17 protein-coding genes are annotated in these 17,237 nt (G+C 64.1%); 10 read left to right on the top strand and 7 right to left on the bottom strand.

Annotated features, from left to right (window positions below; all coding sequences use genetic code 11):
- Nucleotides 1-2 precede the first annotated feature (2 nt).
- The 6 genes from MUB46_RS18495 to MUB46_RS18470 form a co-directional block, all read right to left on the bottom strand.
- On the bottom strand, nt 3-1,013 hold the full coding sequence (locus tag MUB46_RS18495) for a branched-chain amino acid ABC transporter permease (RefSeq protein ID WP_261617438.1): 1,011 nt from the start codon (nt 1,011-1,013) through the stop codon (nt 3-5).
- Nucleotides 1,014-1,200: 187 nt separating this feature from the next.
- On the bottom strand, nt 1,201-1,794 hold the full coding sequence (locus MUB46_RS18490) for a helix-turn-helix transcriptional regulator (RefSeq protein WP_261617437.1): 594 nt from the start codon (nt 1,792-1,794) through the stop codon (nt 1,201-1,203).
- A 352-nt stretch (nt 1,795-2,146) separates the two neighbouring features.
- Nucleotides 2,147-3,280: an iron-containing alcohol dehydrogenase gene (locus MUB46_RS18485; RefSeq protein ID WP_261617436.1), complete on the bottom strand. Its 1,134-nt coding sequence runs from the start codon at nt 3,278-3,280 to the stop codon at nt 2,147-2,149.
- Nucleotides 3,281-3,401: 121 nt separating this feature from the next.
- Complete coding sequence (locus MUB46_RS18480) at nt 3,402-4,649, bottom strand: ABC transporter substrate-binding protein (RefSeq protein WP_261617435.1); 1,248 nt, start codon at nt 4,647-4,649, stop codon at nt 3,402-3,404.
- Between the two features lie 271 nt (nt 4,650-4,920).
- Nucleotides 4,921-5,904, bottom strand: coding sequence for a glycoside hydrolase family 26 protein (locus tag MUB46_RS18475; RefSeq protein WP_261617434.1), 984 nt, complete (start codon nt 5,902-5,904; stop codon nt 4,921-4,923).
- Between the two features lie 159 nt (nt 5,905-6,063).
- Nucleotides 6,064-7,203: a CaiB/BaiF CoA transferase family protein gene (locus MUB46_RS18470; protein WP_261617433.1), complete on the bottom strand. Its 1,140-nt coding sequence runs from the start codon at nt 7,201-7,203 to the stop codon at nt 6,064-6,066.
- 193 nt (nt 7,204-7,396) lie between these two features.
- On the opposite strand from MUB46_RS18470, the gene MUB46_RS18465 reads away from it, so the two are divergent.
- Together MUB46_RS18465 and MUB46_RS18460 are read left to right on the top strand one after the other, a co-directional pair.
- Nucleotides 7,397-8,575 (top strand): acyl-CoA dehydrogenase family protein, encoded by a 1,179-nt coding sequence (locus tag MUB46_RS18465; protein WP_261617432.1) that lies wholly within the window; start codon nt 7,397-7,399, stop codon nt 8,573-8,575.
- Nucleotides 8,576-9,415, top strand: coding sequence for an HTD2 family dehydratase (locus tag MUB46_RS18460; RefSeq protein WP_261617431.1), 840 nt, complete (start codon nt 8,576-8,578; stop codon nt 9,413-9,415). It abuts the gene before it with no gap.
- 41 nt (nt 9,416-9,456) lie between these two features.
- On the opposite strand, the gene MUB46_RS18455 is transcribed toward MUB46_RS18460, so the two are convergent.
- Entirely contained in the window at nt 9,457-10,371 is a 915-nt protein-coding gene (locus MUB46_RS18455; protein WP_261617430.1) for a LysR substrate-binding domain-containing protein, read from the bottom strand.
- 113 nt (nt 10,372-10,484) lie between these two features.
- Between MUB46_RS18455 and MUB46_RS18450 the strand changes: the two genes are divergently transcribed.
- The 8 genes from MUB46_RS18450 to MUB46_RS18415 all read left to right on the top strand — a co-directional run bounded on the left by MUB46_RS18450 (nt 10,485) and on the right by MUB46_RS18415 (nt 17,193).
- Nucleotides 10,485-11,327, top strand: a complete 843-nt coding sequence (locus MUB46_RS18450; protein WP_261617429.1) for a hypothetical protein — start codon at nt 10,485-10,487, stop codon at nt 11,325-11,327.
- A 42-nt stretch (nt 11,328-11,369) separates the two neighbouring features.
- On the top strand, nt 11,370-11,849 hold the full coding sequence (gene aprB, locus MUB46_RS18445; RefSeq protein ID WP_261617428.1) for an adenylyl-sulfate reductase subunit beta: 480 nt from the start codon (nt 11,370-11,372) through the stop codon (nt 11,847-11,849).
- A complete protein-coding gene (aprA, locus tag MUB46_RS18440; RefSeq protein ID WP_261617427.1) occupies nt 11,849-13,717 on the top strand; it encodes an adenylyl-sulfate reductase subunit alpha in 1,869 nt (622 codons plus the stop codon). Before aprB ends, aprA begins: the two co-directional genes overlap by 1 nt.
- A 125-nt stretch (nt 13,718-13,842) precedes the next feature.
- A complete protein-coding gene (locus tag MUB46_RS18435; protein WP_261617426.1) occupies nt 13,843-14,193 on the top strand; it encodes a hypothetical protein in 351 nt (116 codons plus the stop codon).
- A 20-nt stretch (nt 14,194-14,213) separates the two neighbouring features.
- Entirely contained in the window at nt 14,214-14,723 is a 510-nt protein-coding gene (locus MUB46_RS18430) for an FKBP-type peptidyl-prolyl cis-trans isomerase (RefSeq protein WP_261617425.1), read from the top strand.
- Nucleotides 14,724-14,887: 164 nt separating this feature from the next.
- Nucleotides 14,888-15,046, top strand: a complete 159-nt coding sequence (locus MUB46_RS18425) for a hypothetical protein (RefSeq protein ID WP_261617424.1) — start codon at nt 14,888-14,890, stop codon at nt 15,044-15,046.
- A gap of 192 nt (nt 15,047-15,238) precedes the next feature.
- Complete coding sequence (gene sat, locus MUB46_RS18420; protein WP_261617423.1) at nt 15,239-16,411, top strand: sulfate adenylyltransferase; 1,173 nt, start codon at nt 15,239-15,241, stop codon at nt 16,409-16,411.
- A gap of 20 nt (nt 16,412-16,431) precedes the next feature.
- Nucleotides 16,432-17,193 (top strand): metallophosphoesterase, encoded by a 762-nt coding sequence (locus MUB46_RS18415; protein WP_261617422.1) that lies wholly within the window; start codon nt 16,432-16,434, stop codon nt 17,191-17,193.
- Nucleotides 17,194-17,237 lie beyond the last annotated feature (44 nt).

Raw genomic sequence — 17,237 nt, 5'->3', positions numbered from 1 at the left:
GGCTAGCGCCTGCTCGCAACGAGCCCCTGGGGCCGGAAGGCCAGCACGAGCACCATGATGAGGAAGGTGAGGACGACCGCGTAGGTCGGGAAGTAGACGGAGCCGAACTGCTCGGCGAGCCCGATGATGACCGCGCCGAGGGCGGCGCCCGGGATCGAGCCCATCCCGCCGACGATTACGACCACCAGCGAGGCCAGCAGGAAGCGCGTGTCTTCGCCGGGCGCGAGCGACTGGAACGTCCCGCCGACGACGCCGGCCAGTCCTGCCAGTCCCGCTCCGACGGCGAACACGAGCACGAAGACAAGCTGGATACGCACGCCCGTCGCCGACAGCATGTCGCGGTCGTCCACGCCGGCGCGCACCAGCATGCCGATGCGCGTCCGGTTGAGCGCGATCCACATCAGCGCGCCGACCACGATCGCCGCAACGAGGATGAACAGGCGCACGACGGGGTATTTGAGGTAGACCGCGTCGCCGCTGCTCTTGACGGCGGTAATCAGCGGCAGTTCGACCGGGCCGGACAGCCATTCGGGGGCAAGGATCTGATAGAAATCGCCGCCCCAGATCCACAGCATGATGTCGGCCAGGCAGATCGAGATGCCGATCGTGACCAGCGTCTGCTTGAGGTCGTCGCCTTCCATGCGGCGGAACACGACGTATTGCAGGACGACGCCGAAGGCACCCACGACGATGAACGCGACGACGAACGAAAGCAGCCACCATTCGGTGGCCGTGGCGACCTCGTAGCCGATGTAGCCGCCGAGCAGGTAGAGCGAGCCGTGCGCCAGGTTCACGTTGCGCATCAGGCCGAATATCAGCGTGAAGCCGCTGGCCACGAAGAAATAGAGCGCGCCCAGGGTGATGCCGTTGAACAGTGCGTTCAGGAAGACCTTCTTGCGGCCCAGGATGTTTTCGACGCCGTCCGACCACGGCGCGAAGATCAGCCAGAGGAAGATCGCCACCAGGATCAGGATGATGAACGACCAATAGGGATGGCGTTCGAAGAAGCGCATTGCCTAAGCCCCCGACACCCTGTCACGTCGGGTATGCGGAGGCAGTACGACTCGCTCCCTCGCTTTGGCCCTGGCAGGCATCCTTTGCGCCTCTCCCCCCGTTTGATGTTTTGGAGAAGATTACGGCGCGGGACCCGGACCAGGCATACCTTTGAGTATTATTGTTGCCGGCCTCGTGACAACGGCCCTATTGCAGCACCATCGTGGCGCGCCGGTAATCGCTTGGCGGAATCCCGACATTGGTGCTGAAGAACCGGGTGAAGCTCGCCTGCGACGAAAACCCGAGATCGAGACCAATCGTGGTGACCGGATCGCTGCTCATCGTCAGCCGGTCGAGCGACGTTTCCATCTTGAGGGTGTTCAGGTACGTGTTGGGCGTGACGCCGACGTTCTGGTGGAACAGCTTGTAGAAGTGCGGTCTCGACAGACCGGATTCCCGCGCGATGTCGTCGAGCACGAATTCGTCGCCGATGCGATCGCGCATGAGACGGAGCGAATTCCGGATCCGGAAGTCGGAGATCCCGCTCCAGGTCATGCGGTTGGTCGGCTCGTCGGATTTCCATTGCCACGACTGATCGAAGCATTCGCGGGTCAGTTCGTAGAGATACCCGTCGAAAAGGCTCGAGGACTCGTCGTCCAGCAGCATGGATGTTACGCGCTGCGCGAGACGGCCGACCGCGGACGTGATCTCGATGGAATTGCGCCCGAAGCGCAGGGCGTTGTCGGCACTGCGGCCGGCTTCGAGGAACCACAGGGGCTTGATGTAGAGAACCAGCAGCACCGATCCGTTGACCGGGTCGGCGGCGATGAAATTGTGTGGCTGCCACGGATTTACCGCGACACCGTGAGAACCGGTCAGGGCGTATGTGTGATCCGAAATCGTAAGCGCGCTGTCGCTCGCTCCGATCAGTAGAATTATATGACCTTCCCGGTGGGCGTGTGTCGCGAGTGATTTGTCGAGCCGATAAATCGCGGCACGCCCAAACCTCCCGTGATACACGGAAAGTGCCGTGCTCATTCCTCCCTCCGCATCTTGGCGATACGCGCCCCCGTCTTTGCGCGGGGGATTGTCGAAAAGTCTGACACAGCGGATATTCGGCTGTCAAAGTATGCGCAAACGTACACGCATGTGCTCATAGGGCCATTCGCATGAGGGTTCGGTAGTCCTCGGCCGAGGCCATCCGCGGATTTGTGCTGTTCGTGTGGTCTTTCTCGGCGAGAGGCGCGGCGCGGTCGATTGCGGCGCTGTCGATGCCCAGCGCGGCCAGACGGCCTGGAAGCCCAAGCCGTTCGGTGAGCCGGACCAGCCCGTCGATCAGGGCTTGTTCCGGACCGATACCGAGCGCCCGGCCCAGTATCGCAAACCGGTCGCCGACGGCCGGTGCGTTGAAGTCCATCACGTATGGCAGGACGATGGAATTGAGCGCGCCGTGGTGGAAGGTGTTTCCATCGGGTCGTCCGAGCGCATGGCTGATAGCGTGGACGCCGCCGAGGCCCTTCTGCTGGGCCAGCGCCCCGTTCAGGGCCGCCGCCATCATCTCGCGGCGCGCGTCTATGTCCCGGCCGTTCTGCACGGCCCTTTCGATGTTGCAGGCCGCGCGCATCAGGCCCTCGATGGCAATGCCATCGGCCGGCGGGTTGTAGGCGACGGAGAGATAGGTCTCGATGCAGTGGGTAATGGCGTCCATTCCGGTGCTCGCCGTCACTTCCGGCGAAACGTCGAGCGTCAGCGTCGGGTCGCAGATGGCGACCTTGGGCACGAGAAACGGGCTGACCAGGCCGAGCCGCCTGCCGTCGTTCATTACGATGAGGGCGCCGCTGCCGACCTCCGTTCCCGAGCCGGCCGTCGTGGGGATCGAGATCACCGGCGGAAGGATGTCGCGGATGCGGCCGAAGCCGCCTTCCACCTTGGCGTACCGCGACAGCGCGCCGCCATGGCTCGCAAGCAATGCGATTGCTTTGGCGAGATCGATGCACTGTTCCGATCCAAGCGCGACGATCCCGTCGCATCCGCAGTTCGCGAATTCGGCGGAAACGAACCGCGCCGTCGCTTCATCCGGAAACCGCTCGGGTTTGCGGAACAGGACGGGGGCGAAATTCGGCTCGAGCGCGTCGATCAGTTGTTCGAGCACCTCGCTGTCGGCCAGGGCCTGCTCGTAGATCAGCAGCGCCCGGCGGATACCCAGTGCCCGCGTCTCCGCGCGGACCGCCTCTTCGAGGACGCCGGCGGCGAAGTGGATCTTGGTGACGTAGTTGATCAACGACATCGTGCGCCCCTCACGCTGGGTGCATTGACGCCATCTCAGCCTCGCCAGCGCAGGCGGACGAGGGGTCGGACAGTCGGGCCGGATGTCGTCGACACCCGGCCCGGGTTCTGTCTTGGGAGCGTCAGTCGCAGTCCACGATGTCGCGGGACGGCAGGCCGAGCTTGCGGAACTCGTCCTCGGGGACGCCGAGGGTCTGGGTCACGTTGTCGACCTTCTTCACCATCTTGGTGCCGAGGTTTCCGTCGGGCATCTCGACCACTTCGAAGACGAAGTTGGAGCCGATCGCCTGCCGGTTCTTGTCGAGGGTGATCTTCCCGTTCGGCGCGTCGAGCTCGATGGACGCCAGGCAACCGCGGAACTTCTCCTGGCCGTCCGACAGGTCGCCATTGACCTCATCGAGGCAGGTGAAGGCGGCGTCGGCCGCGTTGTAATAGCCGGTCGCCAGCAGCGACGGGCTCGGGAAGCGCTTCTCGGGCGGGAATGCGTCCTGGTACGCCTTTACGTATTCCTGCCACTTGGCATCGTCCCAGGTGTCCGCCTGCGGGCCGGAGGACGGCGTGCCGATGAGCTGCTTCTTGGCGTTGCCCTTCGAGGACAGCACCGTGCCGTCGACCATGATCGTACCGCCGATGAGGCCCACGTCGCCGCCGCCGGCCTGCTGGTACTGGTTGAGGAAATTGACCGCATCGCCGCCGCCGAGGCCGAGATAGATGGCGTCGACGTCGTCGGGCAGAGCGGCGATGATCGACGCGAAGTCCTTGGTGCCGAGCGGCACCCAGAGACGTTCGGTTATTTTGCCGCCGGCCTTGCAGTATTCGTGGGCGAAACCGAGGAAGTTGGTGTAGCCGAACGAATAGTCCTCGGCGACGGAAGCCACGGTCTTCCATCCCTTGTCATTGTAGACGTAGTCGCCGAGACCCACACCCCACTGGGCGCCGTCCATGTTGTAGCGGAAGAAGTTTTCCGCCGGATCGACGAAGGTCGTTTCCTGGGCGCCGGAGGACCCGTTGATGATTGTCACCTGCGGCTGCGTCTTGGCGTAGTCCCGCAGCGCGATGCCCTCGGAACCGGAGAGCGGGCCGATGACGAAGTCGACCTTGTCCTGCTCGACGAGCTTGCGCACGGCGCGCAACGCGCTTTCCGGGCTGGCGTCGGTCGGGGCGACGATCACTTCGATATCGCGGCCTCCGGCCTTGTTGCCCCATTTCTTGAGCGCGACCTCAAACCCGCGCTGGCCGTCTTCGCCGAGCACGGTGTAGGTGCCTTCGAGGGTGGCCATAAAGCCGACTTTCACCGGATCTGCCGCGTGTGCGCCTGCGGCCATCAGGATGGCGGTTGCCGCAACGGCACCAAAGAGCCTTGATTTCATGAGTATTTTCCTCCCGTTCGCTGCCTCGGGCCTAGTCGTTAAAAGCCAGAGGGCTGGCGGGATATGGTATGGCGCGAGCAGGGAGGCGGGCGTTCCCGCGAGTGTAGGCGTATATCTAACGGTCTGTTTTTTCGTTGCCGAGGCGCGAGGAGCGGGGCGTGCGACGAGTCGTTGACCGCGCCGGGGGAGGGGGCGGTCTCAGTAGAGTGTGCGACGATGTGGTCGGGTGGCGTTGTCGCGGCCCGAAGGCGCGGAGGCTGGCGGTTGGGGCCTAGCGCAGCTGCCGCGGCGCGATGCGCCAGTCCGGCCTGCCCAGGCCGTCGGGCCAGTCAGCGACCTCACGCATGTTGAAGTAAAGCGTCGCCTTGACTCGCGGAAAGAGCTCGCCCGCTTTTTTCAGTTGCCTGAGCCACCGTCTTTCGTACCAGCGCGTACCGCTGACGCCGAGTTCGGCGAGGATGACCGGTTTGTTGAAACGGGTGACGCGATTGTATTTCTCCGCCACCGCCTCCTTGAAGGTGCGGCTGCGATTGAACCATTTCCTGTCGGCTTTCTGATAGCTGTAGATCGGCAGCCCGATGAAATTCACAAAGGCGTCGCCCGGATAGTACGGGGCAAGGTCCCTGTGACCGAGCGGAGACCAGATGAACCGCGCTTTCGGCGCGATCTCCCGGCAACTCGAAACGAAATACCGGAAGGCTCGGACATAACCATCACTGTCGTCGCGTGCCCATGGATAGCGGCCCCTGACCTCTTCCATCTCATGGCCCCAGCGCACCAGCGGCCTGCGCCTGATCCTGGAAACCTCGCTGCAGATTGCGGTGATCTCCCGGTCGTATGCACCATTCACGATGTCGCTGAACAACGTGGCGCCGGTGTCGCCGGGGGACTTGGTCCACGGTTCGACGGTAACGAGCATCTTGCGGCGCCGTTTAGCCGCATACCGGGCTTTCTTGCGCAGCCAGTGCGCATCGAAGGTCTGCCATTTGACGAAAACGTGCTCGAAGGCGAGGTTCCGCGTCTGCTTGAACGTCTTGTGGGGGTCGTAGATCCCCAGCGGCAGGTCGTGCTGGGTGGTTTCGCTGCGGCGCTCCACCGACATCGAGGGGCTGGATGTTCCGGCTAGGCCTGTCGCCGCGATCGCGACCGGAAGGAAAGCCAATACCAGAAGTCGAGTCACCCGCGCGCCCCATTCGTTGCGAAAACCAGGTCCGGTCACCCCCCTTGGATAACGACGAGACCGGACGGATCGCATCTCAAAATTCGAATATAGCCTACGTATGTAGAGTTAATTGGGGCGGCAATTTGTTTAGCTATCGATAATTTCTCGTGGTTTTTCATTGACGTTACGTAAGACTCTGCTCCTCGCTAGAGTTGGAGTCTACTGCCGGGGCGATCCATCATTTCCGGCCAATCATTTCCGGCGGTTCGTCGGCGCGAACTCCGCGCGAAGCGGTGCATCGTGCTCGCCGAGTTTCGGCACCGGCCGAAGTGTGGGGCGCTCTCCGTTGACGAAAGCGGCTGGCGCCAGCACCTCGGCGTTTCCACCGGTCACGGCGACGGACATCTTCGCCACGCTGCGATGGGCGATCAGGTCGGCGAGCGAGGATAGCCGGCCGTATGCGATGCGGGCGCGGTCGAGAGCCTCGTTGAGGGCGGCAAACGTCCATGCATCGAGGCTGCCCTGGACCGCCGCGTCGACAGCGGCCCGATGGCGGACGCGCGAGACATTCGTCCCAAAGCGCGGATCCTGCGCCAGGTCCGGCCGTCGGAGGACATCGGCGCACAGCACCGTCCACTCGTTGTCGGTCTGGACCGCCAGCACGATGTCCCCGTCCTTGAGGCGGAACACGCCGTACGGGGCGATCGAGGGGTGGGCTAGTCCGGCCCTCTTCGGCGCCTTGCCGCCATAGCGCGCCTGCAGGTAGGGCACGTTCATCAATTCGGCGATGGTGTCGAATAGCGAGATCTGGATATGCGATCCTTCGCCTGTCCGCCCGCGTCTGAGAAGGGCTTCGAGGATGGCCGCGTGGGCCGCTTGCCCTGTGGCGATATCGACGATCGAGATCCCGACCCGGCTCGGCCCGCCATCGGGCGTTCCAGTGATCGCGGAAAGCCCGACATCGGCCTGTATCAGCAGGTCGTACGCCTTGCGCCGGTAGTCCGGCGTGTCGGGAGCGTAGCCCGAGATGTCGCAGACGGTGAGGCGGGGATGGCGGGCACGTAGCGCGGCCGCCCCCAATCCGAGCCGTTCGGCCGCTCCCGGCGCGAGGTTCTGCACGAAGACATCGGCCTTCGCCAGCATCGCGGCGACCAGCGCCATGTCGTCGTCGCGCTTGAGGTCGACGCGGCAGGATTCCTTGCCGCGATTGATCCAGACGAAATAGCTCGACTCGCCGAGAACCGCATCGTCGTAGCCGCGGGCGAAATCGCCCTCGGCCCGCTCCAGCTTGATGACGCGTGCGCCCGCGTCGGCGAGGCGGCAGGTCGCCAGCGGTGCCGCGACGGCCTGCTCCAGCGCGACCACGACAATACCTTCCAGCGCTCCATCCATCTGATCGGTGCCCGCCCGTGTCTGCCCGGTTCCACAGGTCACACAGTCCCCGATGCATCGTCGAAGTCAAAGCCGAAACCGCGGGCCGATCGTTCCGCGGTACACAAATCCGGTGAAGCGGAAATAAACCGGCCTTTGCCGTGCGGCCCTCGGACTGCCATTCTGGTGCGGCTTCAACATTCGACGAGACGACATGCAAACGACCGATCTTCCGCAGGCCGATACCGACGACATCAAGGCGATCCGGGAGGCGGTGCGGGGGCTCTGCGCCCGTTTCCCCGGCGAATACTGGCGCAAGCTCGATCGCGACAGGGCCTATCCTACCCAGTTCGTCGAGGCGATGACCGAGGGCGGGTTTCTGTCGGTTCTGGTGCCGACCGAGTATGGCGGCAGCGGTCTGAACCTGACGGCCGCGGTGGCGATCCTGGAAGAAGTCCATGCCAGCGGTGGCAACGGGGCCGCCTGTCACGCCCAGATGTACACCATGGGCACGCTGCTCCGGCATGGCACCGAGGAGCAGAAGCGCCGCTATCTGCCCGCGATCGCGTCGGGCGAACTGCGGCTGCAGGCCTTCGGCGTCACCGAGCCGACCGCCGGCACCGATACCCTGTCGATCCGCACGACGGCGACCCGCGACGGAGATCACTACGTGGTCAACGGGCAGAAGGTCTGGACCAGCCGCGCCGAGCACTCCGACCTGATGGTCCTGCTGGCCCGCACGACGCCGAAGGACAAGGTCGAAAAGCGCACCGAGGGGCTGTCGGTCTTCCTGGTCGACATGCGTGAAGCGCCGGAACACGCGCTGCGCATCCGCCCGATCGAGACGATGATCAACCACGCCACCACGGAAGTCTTCTTCGAGGATCTCCGGATCCCGGCGGGAAACCGAATCGGCGAGGAGGGAAAGGGGCTGCGCTACATCCTCGACGGCATGAATGCCGAGCGCATCCTGATTGCTGCCGAGTGCCTGGGGGATGCCCGCTGGTTCCTCGACAAGGCGACCGCCTATGCCCGCGACCGGGTCGTCTTCGGACGCCCCATCGGCCAGAACCAGGGCGTCCAGTTCCCGATCGCGCGCAACTACGTCGAGTTCCAGTCAGCCCGGTTGATGGTCTATCACGCCGCCGCCCAGTTCGATGCCGGCGAGCCGGCCGGCGAATTCGCCAACATGGCCAAGCTCGCCGCCTCCGAGGCCTCCTGGCACGCCGCCGACACCTGTCTGCAGACCCACGGCGGCTTCGGCTTCGCCACCGATTTCGATGTCGAGCGCAAGTTCCGCGAGACCCGGCTCTATCAGGTCGCCCCGATCTCGACGAACCTCATCCTGTCCTATGTCGCCGAGCACGTGCTCAAGCTGCCGAGGTCCTACTAGATGCCGCTCGATGTCGATCATCTGCGCCGATGGATCGGCAACGGCGAGGAAGCCCGCGATCAGATCACGCCACAGCTCGTCAAGGGATACCGGGCCATGCTCGACGAGGACCCGGGCGAGCCCGCGCCGGGCGAGGAGGCGCCGCTGGCGATCCACTGGTGCCTCGCCCCGCCGGTCGCGCCGATGTCGGCGCTCGGTCGCGACGGCCATCCCGCCCGTGGCGGCTTCCTGCCGCCGGTGCCGTTGCCGCGCCGTATGTGGGCGGGCGGCGAGATCGAATGGCTCGGCGATCTGCGGGTCGGCGACCGTGTGACGCGCCGCTCCACCATCGAGGATGTGACGGCGAAGCGGGGACGCACCGGCGACCTCTGTTTCGTCGCCGTGCGCCACCACTACGAAACCGAGCGCGGCGCGGCGGTTAGCGAACGCCACGACGTCGTCTATCGGGAGGAGGGGGCAGGCGCCGCCGCGCCGCGCTACGCGGAAGAGGCCGCCGAACTGGAGCGCGTGATCGACCCGACGCCGACACTTCTGTTCCGCTATTCGGCGCTGACGTATAACGGCCACCGGATTCACTACGACCGTCCCTACGCGACCGGGGTCGAGGGTTATCCCGGCCTCGTCGTGCATGGTCCGCTGCAGTCGACATACCTGCAGTATCTGGCGCGCGACATGAACGCCGGCGAGAGGCCGCGCGTCATGCGCTATCGCGGCGTCGGAACGCTGTTCGATGGGGCGCCGTTCCGGGTCTGCGGCCGGCGTCTGCCCGACGGGACCGCCGCATTGTGGACCTGCGCCGAGGACGGCCGCCTCGCCATGACGGCAACCGCGATCTGGTAGGCCGTCAGGCCGCGCGACAACGAACCTGCAGGCAGTGTCCGCTAGGGCTGATCGGGGGCTTGCGAATCCGGGGCGATGCCATCGGTCAGGTGGGCGACCAGGGTCTGCTGCGCCAGCGTCGCGTGGCGGTCGCGGTGGCGCACCAGCGCGTATTCGCGTTGCGGCAGTTCGATCGGGATTTCGGTGAGCTTGCCCGCGGCGATGGCGGAGGCGACGACGTGGCGCGAGATGATGGTCGCGCCGGCGCCGGCCTCGATCGCTTCCCGGACCGCCTCGTTGCTGGGCAGGACCAGGAAGATGTTGAGGTCGTCCAGCGTGAGGTCTTCCTTGGACGCCAGGTCCTCGAGCGCGCGGCGGGTGCCCGAGCCGGCCTCGCGGATCACCCAGTTGATGGCGCGAAGATCGAGCCGGCCCGAAGCATTGACCGGCAGGGAAGGCCGCCCCGAGGCGACCACCAGCACGATCTGGTCATGGTCGATCTGCTGGCGGATCAGGGCCGGATGCTGCGTCGGCCCCTCGACCAGGCCGATATTCACCTCGCCTTCGACGACCGCGTGCTCCACCTCGTTTGTATTCCGGATCACGACGTTGAGCCGGACGCGCGGATTGGCGGCGTGGAAGGATGCGAGCCGGCGGGGCAGCCAGTAGGTGGCGATTGTCTGGCTGGCGGCGATGTCCACCGGGCCGGCGGGAGAACCGGCGAGATCCTGCAGCACCGATCGCGCCATCGACGCGCGGTCGAGCACGGCCCGTGCCTCGCGCAGGAATATCTGGCCGGGTCTGGTCAGGCGGATCCCGCGGCCGATCCGGTCGAACAATTTGATCTGATAGTAGTTTTCCAGCGCGGCAACGGCGGCGGATGCGGCCGACTGGCTCATGCCAAGGGCCTCCGCGGCCCGGGTCATGTGGCCGCGTTCGGCCACTTCGATGAAAACACGGAGCTGGTCGAGCGTCATTAATCGATTATAGCGATCAAAACGACCTATACAATAGATAAATGCAAACATTTTATTGCTGTTCGATAGCCGGCCGGCTAGTGTGAATCGATACCTCACCGGGGGGAAACATAATGTTCACCAGTAATCCGTTCGCCGAGCTGTCGGCGTCCGTGTCGCCGAGCGTCATGCAGACCTACGTCGTCATCATGGCGCTGCTTGTCATCGGCGGCACGCTGTTCGACGTCGTGCACAAAAAGAGCGCCACGTATTTCTTTCGGAATTGGCGTGAAGGCAGGGACAAGGCGAAGAAGCAGGTCGGCGGCGGCCAGAAGATGTCGATCGCGGTGCAGACGGCCGTAGTCGACGTCGCGTTGTCGGGCGAGTTCTGCAACCCGCGCCGTCGCATTGCGCACCTGCTCGGCATGTACGGCTTCGTGATCTACGTCATCGCCACTGCGGTTATGGTGTTCGCCTACCCGACGCCCGCGACCCCCACGCCGGCCGGCCTCGCCGCGCTCTGGTACATCGGCGCGCTGATGGTCTGCGTTGGCGGCTACTGGTTCTGGTTCTTCATCCGCGTCGATGTCGCCGCCGAGGGCAACTCGCCGTTCCGGTTCGTGCGCGCCGATCTGTTCATCGTGTCGCTCGTGCTGGGCGCCACCTTCGGCCTCCTGTGGGCGTGGCTGCAGACGGCGGGTTCCGTGCCCTGGGCCACCCTGTTCCTGGCGCTCTACCTGATCGCCACGACGGTGCTGTTCGTTTCGATCCCGTGGTCCAAGTTCTCGCACATGTTCTTCAAGCCCGCCGCTGCGTTCGAGAAGAGGGTGTCCAAGGCCGACGGAACCGCCTCGAACCTGCCGACGCTGACGCGCGACGATCCCGAGCAACAGAAAAGACACTCGATGGAACTGTTGGCGGACGCCCCGATGAACATGGGGCTCGGCATCAAGCGCGAAGCGCCCCGTCACTATTAACGCAGCCCGCACGTTCGCTTCGAACAGACAAGGAGCCGGCTTATGCCTACATTCGTCTATATGACACGGTGCGACGGGTGCGGACACTGCGTCGACATCTGTCCCTCGGACATCATGCACATCGATAAGACCTATCGGCGCGCCTACAACATCGAGCCGAACATGTGCTGGGAGTGCTACTCCTGCGTCAAGGCGTGCCCGCAGCATGCGATCGACGTGCGCGGCTATGCCGATTTCGCTCCCCTCGGTCACAGCGTTCGCGTCGACCGCGACGAGGAGAAGGGCACGATCGCCTGGAGGATCAAGTTCCGGAACGGCACGGAAAAGGACTTCCTGTCACCCATCACCACCAAGCCCTGGGGGCAGGCGATCCCGCAGCTCGCGGAGGTTCCCGGGCCCAGTCAGGAAATGCGCGACAGCCAGCTGTTGTACAACGAGCCGAAGTACATCCGCATGGATGACGGCGGTTTGCATACGCTGGAGACCAACGGTCTCAAGATGAAGAAAGGCGTGTATTACTGATGGCTTACAAAACGATCGTCGAAGACGGCATTGATATTCTGGTCGTCGGTGCGGGTCTTGGCGGCACCGGTGCCGCCTGGGAGGCGCGGTTCTGGGGGCAGGACAAGAAGATTGTCATTGCCGAGAAGGCCAATATCGATCGCTCCGGAGCGGTCGCCCAGGGGCTGTACGCCATCAACTGCTACATGGGCACCCGCTGGGGAGAGAATAACCCGGAGGACCATGTCCGCTACGCGCGCATCGACCTGATGGGCCTCGTGCGGGAAGACCTGCTGTTCGACATGGCCCGCCACGTCGACTCCACGGTGCACCAGTTCGAGGAGTGGGGCCTGCCCATCATGCGGAACCCGAAAACGGGGACCTATCTGCGTGAAGGGCGATGGCAGATCATGATCCACGGCGAGTCCTACAAGCCCATCGTGGCCGAGGCCGCCAAGAAATCCGCCGACAAGGTGTTCAACCGCATCTGCGTCACCCATCTGCTGATGGACGACAGCAAGGAGAACCGGGTCGCCGGCGCCGTCGGCTTCAACGTCCGCACCGGCAACTACCACGTCTTCAAGTCCAAGACCGTGATCTGCGGCGCGGGCGGGGCCTCCAACATCTTCAAGCCGCGTTCGGTCGGCGAGGGATCGGGCCGCACCTGGTATGCGCCCTGGTCGTCCGCGTCTGCCTACGGCCTGATGATCGAGGCCGGCGCCAAGATGACGCAGATGGAAAACCGCATCGTGCTGGCGCGCTTCAAGGACGGGTACGGCCCGGTCGGCGCCTACTTCCTGCACCTGAAGACCTACACGCAGAACGGTCTGGGCGAAGAGTACGAATCCAAGTGGTTCCCCGAACTCCAGAAGATGGTCGGCAAGGAATACCTGGATCCGGAAGCCTCGCACCTGACCCACAGGCCGATCCCGACCTGCCTGCGCAACCATGCCTTGATCAGTGAGGTGAATGCCGGCCGTGGCCCCATTCACATGGTGACCATGCACGCCTTCCAGGATCCGCATCTGGAAGAGGTTGGTTGGGAAAACTTCCTCGGCATGACCGTCGGCCAGGCGGTCCTGTGGGCCGCCACCGATGTGGACCCTAAATACGAGAACCCGGAACTGACCACCTCCGAGCCCTACGTCATGGGCTCGCACGCGACCTGCTCGGGCGCTTGGTGCTCGGGGCCGGAGGACATTTCGCCGCCCGAGTACTTCTGGGGCTACAACAGGATGACGACGATCGAAGGCCTGTTCGGCGCCGGCGACGCGGTCGGCGGCACCCCGCACGCCTTCTCGTCCGGCTCGTTCACCGAGGGGCGCCTCGCCGCGAAGGCCGCCTGCAAGTACATCGACGACGGCAAAGCCGAGGGCATCGTCGTGTCCGACGAGCAGATAAGCCGCCGCAGGAAAGAGATCTACACGCCGCTTGAGCATTACAAGATCTACCGCAACGAGATCGTCGCGGGCGATGTCAATCCGCACTACATCAATCCCAAGCAGGGGCTGGATCGCCTGCAGAAGTTGATGGACGAGTACTGCGGTGGCGTGACGGTCAGCTACATGACCAACGAGAAGCTCCTCCATATCGGTCTGAAGAAGCTCAAGATCCTGGAGGAGGACCTCCAGAGCATCGCCGCCAAGGATATTCACGAGCTGCTGCGGGCGTGGGAACTGAAGCACCGTCATCGCGCCGCGGAGTGCGTCACCCAGCACACCCTGTTCCGCAAGGAGACGCGCTGGCCGGGCTACTATTACCGGGGCGACGCCATGAAGGTGGACGACGAGAACTGGCACGTTCTGACCGTTTCGCGTCGCGATCCGAACACCGGTGAATACACCATGGAGAAGGCGCCTTGTTATCACCTGGTCGGTGAGGACGAGTAGCACTATCCCCGGGCGGCGCCTCGCTTTGGACGTCCGCCCGGGCACGAAGAAGACCAGCAGGGCGCGTGGCGATCTTTTTGACGCCCCCGGTCGAGCTGGTGTCCTACGGTGACAGAGAGCCGCGCGTGAACATTATCGAAAAGACCGACGAGGAAATCCTGGCCATAGCCGATCCGCTGTGGCGCGACCTCGTCAAGCACTCGAACGAAGGCAAGTACGGAGAGTTCGTCAGGAACTTTTCCACGTCTCTGGCGCTGGCGATGAACCAGGTCGCGGTGGGGCATCAGTTCGCCAACAGCGAACTGGCGCGAAGCCTCTCCGAAGACATCGACAATCTTGGTGTGATCCGCCGGGGCGAGTATGTCACGGTTCTGTACCGGCAACGGAGCACCAACAAGGCGGGCGAATGGCTCGGAAGACTTGTCCTCGGCTATGAAGATGGCGAGGTCAGGATCTTCGGGGCCTCCATTTTCTGAGCGATGGGATCGAACCCGGCATGAGTGAAACCATCCAGGACGGCAAGTTCGTCGAGTTGACCTACAAGGTGACCGACAGGAAGTCGGGGCACGTCCTGACCAAGGTCGAATTCCCGTTGGGCTACGTTCACGGACACAACGAGATCCTGGCCCCGTACGTCCACAAGGAGCTGGAGGGCAAGGCCGTCGGCGACGTGATCGAGGTGCCGATCGACGGCAACCAGATCTACGGCGCCAGGGACGAGTCGCTGGTTTTCACCGACCACATCGAGAACGTTCCCGAGGAGTATCGGCAGGTCGGCACCTCCATCCTCATGGAAAACGACAAGGGCCAGACCCGCAGCTTCCTCGTGACGCGGATGGACGACAAGACCCTCACCGTCGATGGCAACAATCCGCTTTGCGGCAGGGAGGTCGTGTTCACGCTCGAGATACTGACCGTGCGCGACGCGACCGATGAGGAGACGAGGGCCGGCGGGACGATCGGAGCGCAGCCGGATATCGACCCGTCCCTCACGAGACCGGTCTGAGCAGCGATGCCGATCCAGTTTTCAGTGATCCGATGCAGGTGTCCTCAGGCAGGTCGGACCGATCGACCGCATTCGAGCCCACATTCGAGCAATGCCATGAATGATATCCGACAAGTATCGGCCTCTTTCGGTGGCAATCCCGGTTTCTTGGCAAAAGGTGACTCATGAGCGAGAAAAAACCCGTCCAAAAAGTTCCCGAGGGCCAGTCGCGCTTCGTGAAGACGCGCCAGATGGAGCCCAACGAAAAGGGGTTCGTCGGCTACGAGACCGTCTGGGATTCGTTCCAGAAGGAAGTCGAATACAAGACCCCGAAACGGCCGTAGCGGTTTCGCCGTAGCGCGGACAGGCAGGATCGCGTGGCTGCGATCCGAACCGCGTGCACGGGATTCCGTCGGCGGTGATTGCCCGCTTCACGATCTGCGCCGGGAGCGTTGCCGCCCGGTGCCCCCCGCCAGCCGGATCAGCCAGCAATGACCGTCCCGTCGGACACCGCTCGATATCAGGAAGGACTTGCCATGCCTCAGCTCGTGCCGCCGCACAATTCCGAGCAGCTCAAGCCGCTCCTGCTGCCGCAGACCGAACGGGCCGAGGAGCGCGCACGCGCGGAGACGCTGAAGAAGGTACCCCTGGATTCGCGGGCCGTCTCCGACGTCTTCATGCTGGCGATGGGGGCCTATACCCCGCTCGACGGCTTCATGGGGCATGACGACTGGCGCGGCGCCTGCCTAGACATGAAGATGGCCGACGGCGTCTTTTGGCCGATCCCGATCACGTTGCCGGTCGACAAGGATCTCGCCGACGGCATCCGCCTCGAGGAGGAGGTCGCGCTCGTCGACGCGGAGACCGGCGAAGCGCTGGCGATCATGGAGGTCCGCGAGAAGTACGGCATCGACAAGCAGCTTGAGGCCGAGCACGTCTATCGCACCACCGATCCGAAGCATCCCGGCGTGGAAAAGGTGCTTGCCCAGGGCGACGTCAACCTGGCCGGACGGGTCATGGTTCTGAGCGAAGGCCAGTATCCCGAGAAGTATCCGGATCTCTACATTCGGCCCGCCCAGTCGCGGGCGATGTTCCTGGAGAAGGGCTGGTCGAACGTCGCCGCCTTCCAGACCCGTAATCCCATGCATCGCAGCCACGAGCATCTGGTGAAGATCGCCATCGAGGTCATGGACGGTGTCTTCATCCATCAGGTGCTGGGGAAACTGAAGGCCGGCGACATTCCCGCCGATGTGCGGACCCGGGCCATCCAGGCGATGATCGACAATTACTTCCGCCCCGGGACGATCGTTCAGGCGGGCTATCCGATCGAGATGCGCTATGCCGGCCCGCGCGAGGCGCTGCTGCATGCGCTCATCCGTCAGAATTTCGGCTGCTCGCACCTGATCGTCGGGCGCGACCACGCCGGCGTCGGCAGCTACTACGGCCCGTTCGACGCCCATCACATCTTCGACGAGCTGTGGCCGGGCGCGCTGCAGACCAAGCCGCTGAAGATCGACATCACGTTCTATTGCCGCAAGTGCTACGGGATGGCCACGGCGAAGACCTGTCCGCACGATCCCGAACACCACATTTCGATCTCCGGCACGCAGCAGCGCGAGATGCTCTCCTCCAATGCCGACATTCCGCCGGAGTTCAGCCGGCCGGAGGTGGTGGCGATCCTCAAGGAGTACTACGCCAGCCTGCGCTAGGCGGGCGAGCGGTCGGCTGCATGATAATCGCGCAGATCTCCGATACGCATATCGCGCTGGACACGCCGGATGCCGACCGGCGGATACGCGATTTCGAAGTCACGATCGCGGATATCAACGCGCTTGATCCGCTGCCGGACGTGATCGTCCACACTGGCGATATCGTTCACAACGCCCGGCAGGACGAGTACGCGGAGGCGGTCCGCATCCTCGCGCAGGCCCGCGCGCCGGTCTATATCATTCCCGGCAACAAGGACGACCGGACGAACCTGCGCGCCGCCTTCTCTCCGCGCGGCTATCTCGAACCGGGCTCCGACTTCGTCCAGTACGCGATCGAGGACTATCCCGTCAGGCTGATCGCCGCCGATACCCTGAACGCCGGCAGCAACAAGGGCGACTTCTGTCCGCAGCGGGCCAGGGATCTTATGGAGCTGATCGACGCCGAGACCAGCAAGCAGATCGCCGTTCTCGCGCATCATCCGCCGTTCGAGGTCAAGGTCGGACCCGATCCGTTCAATTTCGAAAAGCCCGAGATGATGGAGCGGCTGGCGCGGACCGTGCAGCACTCCAACCGGGTAGCCGCAATGTTCTGCGGCCATGTTCACCGCGGCACCGCCGGCCATGTCGGATGCATTCCCGTTGCCGTGATGCCCTGTATCGCGACGACCCTGCGCAAGGGCGACTATCCCGAGCGCATGAAGACGGTCCCGGTCTACTACGTTCACCGGTTTGATCCGGCCTGGGGCTTCGCCACCGAAGCGCGCATCGTCGCTCCGGAATGAGTGGCCGTCCGGTGCTGGCGGCCGACGATTTCCAAGGCGTCCCG

Source organism: Microbaculum marinisediminis, from assembly GCF_025397915.1.
GTDB classification, from domain to species: domain Bacteria; phylum Pseudomonadota; class Alphaproteobacteria; order Rhizobiales; family Tepidamorphaceae; genus Microbaculum; species Microbaculum marinisediminis.
Note: the sequence above shows the minus strand (reverse complement) of the source record. Positions and strands in the feature narration are given on the sequence as shown.

What these genes read in the sequence shown, in the direction of transcription:
- MUB46_RS18450 (WP_261617429.1), top strand. Translation starts at nt 10,485, where the DNA reads ATGTTCACCAGTAATCCGTTCGCCGAGCTGTCGGCGTCCGTGTCGCCG.
- MUB46_RS18415 (WP_261617422.1), top strand. Translation starts at nt 16,432, where the DNA reads ATGATAATCGCGCAGATCTCCGATACGCATATCGCGCTGGACACGCCG.
- MUB46_RS18460 (WP_261617431.1), top strand. Translation starts at nt 8,576, where the DNA reads ATGCCGCTCGATGTCGATCATCTGCGCCGATGGATCGGCAACGGCGAG.
- MUB46_RS18480 (WP_261617435.1), bottom strand. Translation starts at nt 4,649, where the DNA reads ATGAAATCAAGGCTCTTTGGTGCCGTTGCGGCAACCGCCATCCTGATG.
- MUB46_RS18430 (WP_261617425.1), top strand. Translation starts at nt 14,214, where the DNA reads ATGAGTGAAACCATCCAGGACGGCAAGTTCGTCGAGTTGACCTACAAG.
- MUB46_RS18495 (WP_261617438.1), bottom strand. Translation starts at nt 1,013, where the DNA reads ATGCGCTTCTTCGAACGCCATCCCTATTGGTCGTTCATCATCCTGATC.
- MUB46_RS18465 (WP_261617432.1), top strand. Translation starts at nt 7,397, where the DNA reads ATGCAAACGACCGATCTTCCGCAGGCCGATACCGACGACATCAAGGCG.
- MUB46_RS18470 (WP_261617433.1), bottom strand. Translation starts at nt 7,203, where the DNA reads ATGGATGGAGCGCTGGAAGGTATTGTCGTGGTCGCGCTGGAGCAGGCC.
- MUB46_RS18485 (WP_261617436.1), bottom strand. Translation starts at nt 3,280, where the DNA reads ATGTCGTTGATCAACTACGTCACCAAGATCCACTTCGCCGCCGGCGTC.
- aprA (WP_261617427.1), top strand. Translation starts at nt 11,849, where the DNA reads ATGGCTTACAAAACGATCGTCGAAGACGGCATTGATATTCTGGTCGTC.
- aprB (WP_261617428.1), top strand. Translation starts at nt 11,370, where the DNA reads ATGCCTACATTCGTCTATATGACACGGTGCGACGGGTGCGGACACTGC.
- MUB46_RS18455 (WP_261617430.1), bottom strand. Translation starts at nt 10,371, where the DNA reads ATGACGCTCGACCAGCTCCGTGTTTTCATCGAAGTGGCCGAACGCGGC.
- sat (WP_261617423.1), top strand. Translation starts at nt 15,239, where the DNA reads ATGCCTCAGCTCGTGCCGCCGCACAATTCCGAGCAGCTCAAGCCGCTC.
- MUB46_RS18425 (WP_261617424.1), top strand. Translation starts at nt 14,888, where the DNA reads ATGAGCGAGAAAAAACCCGTCCAAAAAGTTCCCGAGGGCCAGTCGCGC.
- MUB46_RS18475 (WP_261617434.1), bottom strand. Translation starts at nt 5,904, where the DNA reads ATGCGATCCGTCCGGTCTCGTCGTTATCCAAGGGGGGTGACCGGACCT.